The sequence below is a fragment of the Citrobacter sp. wls714 genome (assembly GCF_005281025.1).
GTDB classification, from domain to species: Bacteria; Pseudomonadota; Gammaproteobacteria; order Enterobacterales; family Enterobacteriaceae; genus Citrobacter; species Citrobacter werkmanii.
This window is the reverse complement of the sequence record NZ_SZWZ01000025.1, coordinates 199086-210371: the sequence shown is the minus strand read 5'-3', so window position 1 is coordinate 210371 and position 11286 is coordinate 199086. Positions and strand designations below refer to the sequence as shown.

11 protein-coding genes are annotated in these 11286 nt (G+C 38.3%); 1 reads left to right on the top strand and 10 read right to left on the bottom strand.

All coding sequences use genetic code 11. The features are described from left to right. Positions 1 to 37: 37 nt before the first annotated feature. Positions 38 to 1042 (top strand): NAD-dependent epimerase, encoded by a 1005-nt coding sequence (locus FDX11_RS03855; RefSeq protein WP_137397523.1) that lies wholly within the window; start codon positions 38 to 40, stop codon positions 1040 to 1042. 59 nt (positions 1043 to 1101) lie between these two features. On the opposite strand, the gene ugd is transcribed toward FDX11_RS03855, so the two are convergent. The 10 genes from ugd to FDX11_RS03805 form a co-directional block, all read right to left on the bottom strand. After that, complete coding sequence (ugd, locus tag FDX11_RS03850) at positions 1102 to 2268, bottom strand: UDP-glucose 6-dehydrogenase (protein WP_137397522.1); 1167 nt, start codon at positions 2266 to 2268, stop codon at positions 1102 to 1104. Positions 2269 to 2465: 197 nt separating this feature from the next. Then, positions 2466 to 3872: an NADP-dependent phosphogluconate dehydrogenase gene (gene gndA / locus FDX11_RS03845; protein ID WP_048224404.1), complete on the bottom strand. Its 1407-nt coding sequence runs from the start codon at positions 3870 to 3872 to the stop codon at positions 2466 to 2468. Between the two features lie 163 nt (positions 3873 to 4035). Beyond that, positions 4036 to 4662 carry a glycosyltransferase family 32 protein gene (locus tag FDX11_RS03840; protein ID WP_249360712.1) on the bottom strand — a complete coding sequence of 209 codons (627 nt, stop codon included), beginning with the start codon at positions 4660 to 4662 and terminating at the stop codon, positions 4036 to 4038. 50 nt (positions 4663 to 4712) lie between these two features. Beyond that, complete coding sequence (locus FDX11_RS03835) at positions 4713 to 5582, bottom strand: glycosyltransferase family 2 protein (protein ID WP_137397520.1); 870 nt, start codon at positions 5580 to 5582, stop codon at positions 4713 to 4715. After that, positions 5567 to 6874, bottom strand: a complete 1308-nt coding sequence (locus tag FDX11_RS03830; RefSeq protein WP_137397519.1) for a flippase — start codon at positions 6872 to 6874, stop codon at positions 5567 to 5569. Before FDX11_RS03830 ends, FDX11_RS03835 begins: the two co-directional genes overlap by 16 nt. Beyond that, entirely contained in the window at positions 6874 to 8106 is a 1233-nt protein-coding gene (locus FDX11_RS03825) for an EpsG family protein (protein ID WP_137397518.1), read from the bottom strand. Before FDX11_RS03825 ends, FDX11_RS03830 begins: the two co-directional genes overlap by 1 nt. Further along, positions 8099 to 8914, bottom strand: a complete 816-nt coding sequence (locus FDX11_RS03820) for a glycosyltransferase (protein WP_137397517.1) — start codon at positions 8912 to 8914, stop codon at positions 8099 to 8101. The genes FDX11_RS03825 and FDX11_RS03820 overlap by 8 nt, the downstream gene beginning before the upstream one ends. A 57-nt stretch (positions 8915 to 8971) precedes the next feature. After that, positions 8972 to 9712, bottom strand: coding sequence for a glycosyltransferase family 2 protein (locus tag FDX11_RS03815; protein WP_170975592.1), 741 nt, complete (start codon positions 9710 to 9712; stop codon positions 8972 to 8974). 23 nt (positions 9713 to 9735) lie between these two features. Beyond that, on the bottom strand, positions 9736 to 10833 hold the full coding sequence (locus FDX11_RS03810; protein WP_137397516.1) for a CDP-glycerol glycerophosphotransferase family protein: 1098 nt from the start codon (positions 10831 to 10833) through the stop codon (positions 9736 to 9738). Positions 10834 to 10848: 15 nt separating this feature from the next. After that, entirely contained in the window at positions 10849 to 11241 is a 393-nt protein-coding gene (locus FDX11_RS03805; protein ID WP_137397515.1) for an adenylyltransferase/cytidyltransferase family protein, read from the bottom strand. Between the last annotated feature and the right edge of the window lie 45 nt (positions 11242 to 11286).

The following is an 11286-nucleotide window of genomic DNA, read 5'->3' as shown; positions in this document are numbered from 1 at the left end:
TGTACTAATCAACGGGGAGCAGGTCAGAGGAACGAACATGAAATACCTGGTTACGGGGGCCGCTGGTTTCATCGGCTTCCATGTTAGCAAACGCCTCCTTGAGGCTGGCCATCAAGTCGTCGGTATCGATAATCTAAACGATTACTACGACGTGAGTCTTAAGCAGGCCCGTCTGGAGCTGCTGGTACACCCCGGCTTCAATTTTCATAAGATCGATTTAGCCGACCGCGAAGGTATGTCAACTCTTTTCGCATCCGGGCATTTTGATCGTGTGATTCATCTCGCCGCCCAAGCTGGAGTGCGTTATTCACTCGAAAATCCGCATGCTTACGCGGACTCAAACCTCACTGGTTTTCTGAACATACTGGAAGGTTGTCGGCATAATAAAATTCAGCATTTACTCTATGCTTCTTCCAGCTCGGTATATGGTCTGAATCGCAAAATGCCCTTTTCAACGGATGTTTCCGTCGATCACCCCGTATCCCTGTATGCGGCAACCAAAAAAGCCAATGAGCTGATGGCCCATACCTATTCCCATCTGTACGGATTACCCACCACAGGCCTGCGTTTCTTTACCGTGTACGGTCCTTGGGGCCGCCCGGATATGGCGTTGTTCAAGTTCACCAAAGCGATGCTGGAAGGGAAAAGCATTGACGTCTATAACTACGGCAAAATGAAACGTGACTTTACCTATGTTGATGATATCGCAGAAGCAATCATTCGCCTGCAGGATGTTATTCCACAAGCAGACGCTCAGTGGACCGTTGAAACCGGTACACCTGCAGCCAGCATTGCCCCCTGGTGCGTCTACAATATTGGCAATAGTTCACCGGTAGAGCTGATGGATTATATCAAGGCGCTGGAAGATGCGCTGGGTATAGAAGCTACGAAAAATATGCTACCGCTACAGCCCGGTGATGTATTGGAAACCAGCGCGGACACTAAAGCACTGTATGATATTATTGGATTTAAACCTGAAACAACGGTTAAAGATGGGGTGAAGAACTTTGTTGACTGGTATCGTAACTTCTACAACGTTTAATTACTAACCTGTTTAAACTAAAAAGGCCTTTAATAAGGCCTTTTTAGAGAAGATAGTAATTAATCACTGCCGAACAAATCGCGGGTATACACTTTTTCTGCAACATCAGCCAATTCTGACGTCATACGATTAGAAATAATAACATCCGCTTCATTTTTGAACGCGTTAAGATCGCGGATTACCCGAGAGTGGAAAAATTCATCCTCTTCCATGACGGGTTCATAAATAATAACGGGTACGCCCTTGGCCTTAATACGCTTCATGATCCCCTGAATAGAGGAGGCGCGGAAATTATCCGAGCCAGACTTCATGATCAGACGGTATACGCCCACCACCTTCGGCTTGCGCGCGAGGATAGAGTCAGCAATAAAGTCTTTACGCGTACGATTAGCATCAACGATTGCACCGATGATGTTATTCGGCACCGATTCGTAGTTGGCCAGCAGTTGCTTGGTATCTTTCGGTAAGCAGTAGCCACCGTAGCCAAAGGATGGATTGTTGTAATGATTACCAATACGCGGATCCAGACAAACGCCTTCAATAATCTGCCGGGAGTTCAAACCAAGGCTTTCGGCGTAACTGTCCAGCTCGTTAAAGTAGGCCACGCGTAGCGCCAGATAGGTGTTGGCAAACAGCTTGATCGCCTCGGCTTCGGTTGAGTCAGTAAACAGCGTCGGAATGTCTTGCTTCAGAGCCCCTTCCTGCAACAGCGCGGCAAAGCGCTCAGCGCGCTCAGAACGCTCGCCAATCACGATACGCGACGGATGCAGGTTGTCGTACAGCGCGCGACCTTCACGCAGGAACTCCGGCGAGAAGAAAATATTATCGATGCCAAACTTCTCTTTAATCGAGTTAGTAAAACCGACCGGAATGGTGGATTTGATGACCATTACCGCACTGGGGTTAATGGCAAGCACATCGCGGATAACGGACTCGACGCTGGAGGTGTTGAAGTAGTTAGTCTTCGGATCGTAATCAGTAGGCGTGGCGATAACTACGTAATCCGCATCACGATAAGCATCATACTTATCAGTCGTTGCACGAAAATTAAGCTGTTTCGTGGCCAGGTACTCTTCGATCTCTTTGTCAACAATCGGGGATTTTTTCTGGTTCAACATCTCGACCTTCGCCGGTACGATATCCAGAGCCACCACTTCATGGTGCTGGGCAATCAGAATACCGTTCGACAGACCTACATAACCTGTTCCTGAGATAGTTATCTTCATTCGCTCTGTAACTTCTTCCAGTTAAACATTGAGGTTGAGCACACCGCCAGCATTGTGGCGTATCGGCTTTGCATTGAATGAGTATATCGTGATTTGCTATTGCACCGACTATCAGACCTGACCGAATCCCATTTTTTGACAATAAAAAAGCCCGGAGGAGTGCTCCGGGCCTGGCTTTACAGTTAGGCTAAATCAGATTAATCCAGCCATTCGGTATGGAACACACCTTCTTTATCAGTACGTTTATAGGTGTGCGCACCGAAGTAGTCACGCTGAGCCTGAATCAGGTTCGCCGGCAGTACCGCAGAACGGTAGCTGTCGTAGTAGGCTACAGCAGCGGAGAATGTCGGTACCGGAATACCATTCTGCACCGCGTAGGCCACGACATCACGCAACGCCTGCTGGTACTCGTCGGCGATGTTTTTAAAGTACGGTGCCAGCAGCAGGTTGGCAATGCCTTTGTTTTCAGCGTACGCGTCAGTGATTTTCTGCAGGAACTGTGCACGAATGATGCATCCTGCGCGGAAGATCTTCGCGATTTCGCCGTAGTTCAGATCCCAGTTGTACTCATCAGACGCAGCACGCAGTTGAGAGAAGCCCTGCGCGTAGGAGACGATTTTGCCCAGATACAGCGCGCGACGTACTTTCTCAACAAACTCCGCTTTATCGCCAGCCAGTTTAGCCTGCGGGCCGGACAGCACTTTAGATGCCGCAACGCGCTGGTCTTTCAGAGAAGAGATGTAGCGCGCGAATACAGACTCGGTGATCAGCGACAGTGGTTCGCCCAGATCCAGAGAGCTCTGGCTGGTCCATTTACCGGTGCCTTTGTTCGCAGCTTCATCCAAAATCACGTCAACCAGGTATTTACCGTCTTCATCTTTTTTGGTGAAGATGTCTTTGGTGATGTCAATCAGGTAGCTGCTCAGCTCGCCTTCGTTCCACTCGGTGAAGGTGGTGGCCAGCTCTTCGTTAGACAGGTTCAGACCGCCTTTCAGCAGAGAATAGGCTTCAGCAATCAGCTGCATATCGCCGTATTCGATACCGTTGTGGACCATCTTCACGTAATGGCCCGCGCCGTCAGCGCCAATATAGGTCACGCACGGTTCGCCATCTTCCGCCACTGCGGCAATTTTGGTCAGAATCGGAGCAACCAGTTCGTAAGCTTCTTTCTGGCCACCAGGCATGATGGACGGGCCTTTCAGCGCACCCTCTTCACCACCGGATACGCCGGTACCGATGAAGTTAAAGCCTTCTGCGGAGAGTTCACGATTACGACGAATAGTGTCCTGGAAGAAGGTGTTACCACCATCAATGATGATATCGCCTTTATCCAGGTACGGCTTCAGGGAATCGATGGCAGCATCGGTGCCAGCGCCCGCTTTCACCATTAACAGGATACGACGCGGGGTTTCAAGAGACTCGACGAACTCTTTCACCGTGTAATAAGGAACCAGTTTCTTACCCGGGTTCTCGGCAACAACTTCTTCAGTTTTTTCGCGGGAACGGTTGAAGATGGAGACGGTATAACCACGGCTTTCGATGTTGAGCGCCAGGTTGCGCCCCATCACTGCCATACCGACTACGCCGATCTGTTGCTTAGACATTACATACTCCTGTCAGGTGTGGTCACCACACGACTTGTGTGCGGCTTGAATGTGGTTTAGATGTTAACTCATAAATTATATCGTCGGGTAGCATAAGATGCACTTTAACTATGGCCACTCCATACAGGATAATTACATGGAATGTTTTTGTTACCGCGAAAATCTATTTCATATAACTTTTGATCTTTTTAATAATTCTCTCTGGCAATGAAAGCTTCCAGCTTTTAGCCCAGTGATGAATAGCATAGCAATCCTGAGTTATATAAAGCAAAAGAAGTTGCTCGCGTTTACTTTTACCGTAAGGATTAAATGGATAAAAATAATCCGCATTATAAATGGTGACATCTTTAATTTTGCTGAATGGCTGAGCTAAGTCACGCTCGATCCCCTGAGATATTAATAACTTCTTCAATAAAACAGGAATGGTAATGAGTCCCTTAGCCTCTGCCACATGCTCTTTTAACTGTTCAAAAAGCCAAAAACCCGGTTCACAACCCAATATTCCGCAACTGGGCGTTGCAACATCTTCTTCCCCCAGGAAAGCAACGTTGTCGACTAATGGCGTTATATCTTTGATGAGTTCCATATCTGTATCAAGGTAAATACCACCGTACTTTGCAAGTATTTGACAACGAATGTAGTCAGTAGCAAAAGCGTATTTCTTTTTTCTCAGCATTTCATCAACAAATTTGTTCATGCCAAAAACTTTAAAATATCTTTCTTCATCCCATAAATTAATTTCAAAATCTTTTGCATAAACCGTCCATGTACTCATGCAATCAGAATACATTTTAGGGAGAGGATTCCCTCCCAGCCAAATATAATGGATTATTTTTGGAATCAATTTTTCAATACCTTTAATAAGTTTTTTTTGAAATAGGAAATCACTAACAACATTCTAAATATATAATACCTATTTAATGAAACCTTACTTTTAATAAAGTTTAAATTCTCACTATTCATCACCGGAGTAAAATGATATATCGTTTGCTTATAAATATTTAAATTGATATTTTTTAATAAAAGATTGGAAGTAACAAAAGCCAAAGTTCCCTGTTTGTTTTTCTTTAAAAGACTGTAGTAATTATGCGTCAAGCCATCTTCTAAATACTCACACAAATAAATAATTTTATTATTTGCAAGAAGGTAATATTCATCTAATATTTTATTCCAGCAATATGCTTCTGTTATAAATATTTCATTATCAAAAATAGGGAATGGATTTTTTTTCAGCAAATCTCTCTTTAATACTAAAGCCTTATCTCCTTTTACCCCTGAAAAACATTTATAATCAAGAGTATTGCTTCTAAATTTTTCGCCAACAATATCACCAGAATCAGAAAAAGCTTTCAAATAAACCATTCCCGCACAGTACGGGTCATCTACTTTTATAACATCATGTAATATTACAGAGATAGCATCTCGTGGAATAAAATCGTCACTATCAACAATATAAATCCAATCAAAACTTGCTTCTTTCACTCCTTTATTTACAGCTGAAGGTTTGCCTCCATTTTCTTTTTGATAAAACTTTATAGTAAAAGGAGATGACAATTGAAATTCATGCATGACATCTTTAATATTATCCGTTGATCCATCATCTATTACGATCCATTCAAAATCATAGATATCTTGCTTTAGCAATGATTGAAATAAGTTGCCAATAAGAGTGGCTCTGTTGTACACAGGAGTGACTATTGAAACAGGCATTTTATTCTCGAATAGTTAGTAATAACTCGCCATGGTGTAAAAATATAGACCAAGCTTTTTAGTTGCATGAAAAATAATGGCTTTGTTTTTTTTATGAAAAGGAAAAATATAAAGTTAGCTATACAATAGGAAAACATTGATACAATAGCTGCACCAATTGCCCCATATATAGGAATAAAAATAATATTCAATATCACATTCAAAATCGCAGCAACCACAGTTTTATATATATCCAAATTAATCCAATTCCGGGCATATAGCCATTTTGATGAAAATGCACCAAGGAATATAAATAAACTTGTCCATATGTGAACAGACAGGATGCGTGAGGATAGTAACATGCCCTCGCCATATAAAACTTTCATAATAAACGGAGCGAGAAAAGTTACGACGATTGAAGCAATGACAGTTAACAAACTTACCGCACCACAAATCCATTCAAGAAACAGGAACGCGTCATTTTCATTTCTATTAGCCAGTTGAACAATTTTTGGGAAAAAAGCATTCCCTATGATCCCGGCACACATAAACCAAATCGCTGAAATACGCAGCGCTGCGCTAAAAGCGCCAGTTTCATTCGTTCCGACCAGGTGCTCAAGAAGTAAGACATCGCACTGCGCAAATAATGAAACACTAACAGTTGAGATAATTAATTTCATTCCTAAGGAAAAATAAATCTTTACAGTATGCCTGTCTACAACCCATTTACACCCTGGCTTAAACCAATAAAAATAAATGATTACACTCAATACTCCCTGAAACACATAGAAAAGTAGATAAGCATAAAAAACATACCACTCAAAATATATACACATCCATAAATAAATATATGATAAAGTAATGCTCAAAATAATAGTGAAAGCCCGATACTTTGACTCAACTAAGGCACTGTAATGAAAATAAATAACTTTAGAAAACAAGCTCAATAAATTCGATATCAGGATTATTGACAAAAAGAATATAGCATACTCCATATGTGAATACGCAAAATATACAATTGCAATCATCGACAACGTGTAGGCTACAATGCCTAAAAATTGCAGAAAAAGGGCAGAGCCAATTTCATTGCCAGCCTTATTTGGATTCTCAACAATTCGTTTGACAACGATAACATCTATGCCCAATAAGAAAAAAGATAATAGTAGTTGAGAAAGATTGGTTATTGTTGCCCACTCCCCCAGCGTATCCAGGCCATATAATCTTTTTATTGCGGAAAAAAGTGATAGCTGAAAAACAAGCATAAACACTCTATCACTTAATAGCCAAAAAAGATTACTAAGGTATTTTTTCATTATTTGTTACCCTGATTTATATATTCAAGGCCATTGCTAAAGGTGTGCGTTAGGTAACTTATTATATTATACACATTTTCATTTAAAGGGCGCGACTCAAGGAATGTGTAAGAATTATTTCCTGCAGTAACATTCAGCATTAAGTACAGGAAAGGGAGCAAGTTTATTGCTAACAATAAGCAGCCGTAAAAATATTTCTGCTTAAATTTCATACCGGAATTAAACAAGTAATTTTTCAAAAAGAATGGATAAAGTGCAAATAAAATCATGCCTAATCTATTTGACAAGGCAGGGAAAGGTAAAAGTGTATAAAAAAGTACAACTTCTTTAATTAATAGGAATGAAGTCAAGCGCTCCTTATTTCCTGACAGAAATCGCAACCGGCATATTATTAATAAATTAACAGTAGTAATTATTATGTAATTTACAGGTAATGTGCTGAATTTGTCATTTGACGATACATCACTAAATTGCTGTAGAATAAAATCGAAAAGTGGAGATAAAAAAAGAAATGAAGCCCCTAAAAATGAAAAAACAATAACAATTGGCAACGAAACCTTTTGCTTTCTAGTTAAAAGATATGCAATATAAATTATAATATTAATAGCAGCAGAGATATGAAAGAAAAAACTAACAAGGAATAATACCCATCTGCACCTGGTCGTTGGTTTTATTGCATAAAGAAAAATTAAGGTTGAAATAATCTGTCGTAAAAAATATGAAGTAACTTCAATAAACCCCAAATTCAGGAAAAACAGACCTAACAACATGACTCTAAATTTATCATCGATATCTTTTGTTATCGATGTCAACAGCGCAACTATTAAGCAATAACTTGCTAACAATAAAGCCTGTCCATTAGCATCTGTAATATATCCAACGAACTTCATAAAAGCCAAGAACATAAATTCAAGGCCTTTACCAAAACGAGGGTAGTTAAAAACTTCGATACTTCCATTATATATGCCATTATAAATAGACATATATTCAGCAATATCACTAAAAGGTTTCTGCGTTGCAAAAAAGACTATTATAACCGTGGCAACAAATGTCAGGGATAATCTTCGGGCCAGAGAACTTAAAAGTGGAGATAAGAAAACCAAAATTATTGCAGATAATAGCGGGTAGTAAAATATTGCCAATGAAAAAAATGCGCTTAAAACTATCGGAAGATATTGCGTTATCAAAATGTTTTGGATTTTATTATTCAATCCACCTGTTCCTTTAAACATTTTTAAAACATCCTCTCATGAGAATACATAACGCTCTAATTTTTGGTATTTTATTATCAATTTTTTTCTTTTCCAGAATGAACTTTTTAAACCAAAAAGCAGACACAAAAAGAATTCCTGTGACATTCCCCAGGCATCGTTTAAATATAGCACCTCGAGCTGCTAATGTGTTCTCATCAGTATAAATTCTAATACCTGAACTTTCTAATGGATGGATAGTAACAGTAATTGGCAGAAATCTTATATGATGATTATGACTAAGGGCATCCGATAAGAATATCGGTTCTTCACCAGCAGCATAAATACTGCCTAAACCAAAGCGTTCATCAAATCTTATATTACTCTCTTTAACCAGAAAAATATTTATGCACATTTCAATTGAAGATACGCTAAAGACATCAAGCTTTTTGAGTTCATAACTTTCTGGTTTATATTTCTTACGAAGGTGATTTGCTTCATCACAGCTTTGAAACTGATAGTGAGATGAATGTTCTTCTTTAATCAGATGCTGGCTTAACAGTTCTAAACCATCATTTTTATAGTAAACATCGTCATCACTAATGATTAAATAATCTATACCCAGCGTTATTGCTTTGTCTAAAAGAACATTCCGACTTTTACTTAAACCTCGTTCATTTTTAGTGATAATATATACATTTGTTAGTTGCGTAAGCATATTATCTATTTTTGTATCAGAATTATCCTGATGTGATATTATAACAACGACATTGGAGCTTATGTTTTTAACTTTGTTATAAAGATCATTTATACCCTTACCAACTGTCGAAATGCCAATTGCTAATTTCATGCTGCATCATTTCCCTGTTTATTTAGAAATTTATTATTTGAGTTAAATCAGTAACATTCATACTCGTTTTGCAAGCCCCAAATAAACATAACAAAGGAAGTAATATATCGACTTTATTACAGGAAGATGTAATACTTTTCGGTAAATAGTCCACTGCCATATCATTACGATTAATTTATTAGCCGAAACAGAATTTTTAGAAAGCCTATAGTAAGCGAGATTCTCTTGAATACAATAAGCCTGCCTACTTTTTGCGAAGATCTCCAGCCACATGACATAATCTTCGTGGCCAATTGTTTTTTGATAAAATTTACCTAATTTCTTCGCATTATATATACCGGTAAGATTACCAATATAATTACTTTTCAACATGTCGTTGAAATTTATTATTTCCGGAGAAATTCGTTTGTTAACTACATTTGCAATATCATCTTTGAAGGTGGAGTAATTATTTGCAACAACATCCCAGCCTTTATTTAATACACTTAATTGCTTTTCAAGTTTTTGAGGATGCCATAAATCATCGCTATCCAGAAAGCATATATATATTCCATTACATGCCTCTATCGCTTTATTTCTGGTTCCAGCCACCCCCATGTTAACTTCATTCTCTAAATATATGATTCTCTTGTCAGAAAATGACAAGATTATTTCCTTAGTGCGGTCCGTTGAGTAATCATTAACTATATATAATTTAAAGTCGCTCTCACTTTGCATTAACACAGAATTGATACTCGCTGCGATAGTTTTCTCTGCATTATATGCAGGCATAATAATTGAAAAAATTTCATCTACCATTTCTAATTCCAACACTATGATATTTAAAGCTTGCAGTTTGTAAATTTATTATAAATATTTTCTAGTGCCGAAGTATTGTCTCCGCAATAAAATTTGTAATCGATGTTTTTACATCTGCCATTACGTGACTCCAGCAGAGTATTTTTCAACATTTGAATATCACGAGGTTGCCCAGAATAAAAATGCTCTACATTAATATAAGCTTCTCGTTTATTAAAATAATCGATTAGATCTGGCACATAAAAAATACATGGTTTTTGCTGTGGGAAAAATTCAAAACATACACTAGAATAATCAGTTATCAAACAATCAAAACCTGATAATAACTTAACAATGTCTTCTGATTGCTCCAGGAGATGAATATTACCATTCACAGGAATTTCTTTTGTTCTGTTATATTTAATGTCTAAAGGATGCAGTTTACAGAAAATCTCAATATTATTTTCCTTAAAGAACGCATGTTCACTGATAAAGCTATCAATAATCTCTGAGACTGTACTACTGCCATCTCTCCACGTTGGCATATACAATACTTTGTAGATAGAACTAGTACCAGCGGAATTTCCTTTATTTAAGGCATAATATTCGTATGATTTTGCAATAGATGGCGTGCCTAACTTTAGCACTCTTTGCGATGGCAAAGCCATCGACTGAGATAAATGTGTACCAAGCTCACTATCTGAAGTAACCAGATAATTATAAAATAAATTTATTCTAGCTTTGAGTATTTTTTTTAATAGCACATTTATGAAACAATATTTGCTTTTTTGATAATCACCACGATAATCCAGCAGAATTTTTTTTATTGGTAACCCATGCCATAGCTGTACACGTTGATTAAGGAAAAAAAGGAAAGGAAGCCGGCCAACGCCATGCGTGAGAAAAACATAACGTCCCTGGATCAATTTAAACAATGTAGAAAAATATGATTTTTTTAGATGATCATTAGTTATAAATATTACATGCTCGCCTTTTTTTTCAAAATATTCAAAAACATACCTAACATTGCCTACATAGCCAAGTGGAGAATAGAATATGTAATATTTTTTTGAAATCAAACGATTAAAAGGAAGTAGCACCGCAAGAGTTATTAACTCTAGCATAACCCTGATATATTTCATTAATATTTCTCTTTCCTACCTTTTACTACATATCTCAATTATTTCTGTAGTAGAAACAGAAGGTGTCCTTGGTAAATAAATCACTTCACATGCAGGTTTAACCCAATCAAACCGCCCTTCCCAATCATCACCCATCACCAAAACATCCGCATTATATTTTTTTATATATTCTAGTTTCAGTTCTAATGATTCTTCTATAAATACCTCATTGACCACTCTCAATGAAGAGATAATCTTCACCCTTTCCTTTTCATTATAGACTGGATATCGTTGTTTTTTAGAGAAATTGAGTTCATCCGAAGATACACCCACAATAAGATAATCACCAAACTCCGCAGCTCTTTCTAAAATATTAATGTGGCCTATATGAAATATATCAAATGTCCCAAAAGTAATAACTTTCTTCATTCTTTAATCCTCTAAAATTGCTACACCACATTTAAACACGCTACC

Excerpts from the sequence above, each read along its gene's own strand:
- FDX11_RS03840 (WP_249360712.1), bottom strand. The coding sequence starts at position 4,662 with ATGTATTCTGATTGCATGAGTACATGGACGGTTTATGCAAAAGATTTT.
- ugd (WP_137397522.1), bottom strand. The coding sequence starts at position 2,268 with ATGAAGATAACTATCTCAGGAACAGGTTATGTAGGTCTGTCGAACGGT.
- FDX11_RS03855 (WP_137397523.1), top strand. The coding sequence starts at position 38 with ATGAAATACCTGGTTACGGGGGCCGCTGGTTTCATCGGCTTCCATGTT.
- FDX11_RS03815 (WP_170975592.1), bottom strand. The coding sequence starts at position 9,712 with ATGGTAGATGAAATTTTTTCAATTATTATGCCTGCATATAATGCAGAG.
- FDX11_RS03820 (WP_137397517.1), bottom strand. The coding sequence starts at position 8,914 with ATGAAATTAGCAATTGGCATTTCGACAGTTGGTAAGGGTATAAATGAT.
- gndA (WP_048224404.1), bottom strand. The coding sequence starts at position 3,872 with ATGTCTAAGCAACAGATCGGCGTAGTCGGTATGGCAGTGATGGGGCGC.
- FDX11_RS03810 (WP_137397516.1), bottom strand. The coding sequence starts at position 10,833 with ATGAAATATATCAGGGTTATGCTAGAGTTAATAACTCTTGCGGTGCTA.
- FDX11_RS03825 (WP_137397518.1), bottom strand. The coding sequence starts at position 8,106 with ATGTTTAAAGGAACAGGTGGATTGAATAATAAAATCCAAAACATTTTG.
- FDX11_RS03830 (WP_137397519.1), bottom strand. The coding sequence starts at position 6,874 with ATGAAAAAATACCTTAGTAATCTTTTTTGGCTATTAAGTGATAGAGTG.
- FDX11_RS03835 (WP_137397520.1), bottom strand. The coding sequence starts at position 5,582 with ATGCCTGTTTCAATAGTCACTCCTGTGTACAACAGAGCCACTCTTATT.
- FDX11_RS03805 (WP_137397515.1), bottom strand. The coding sequence starts at position 11,241 with ATGAAGAAAGTTATTACTTTTGGGACATTTGATATATTTCATATAGGC.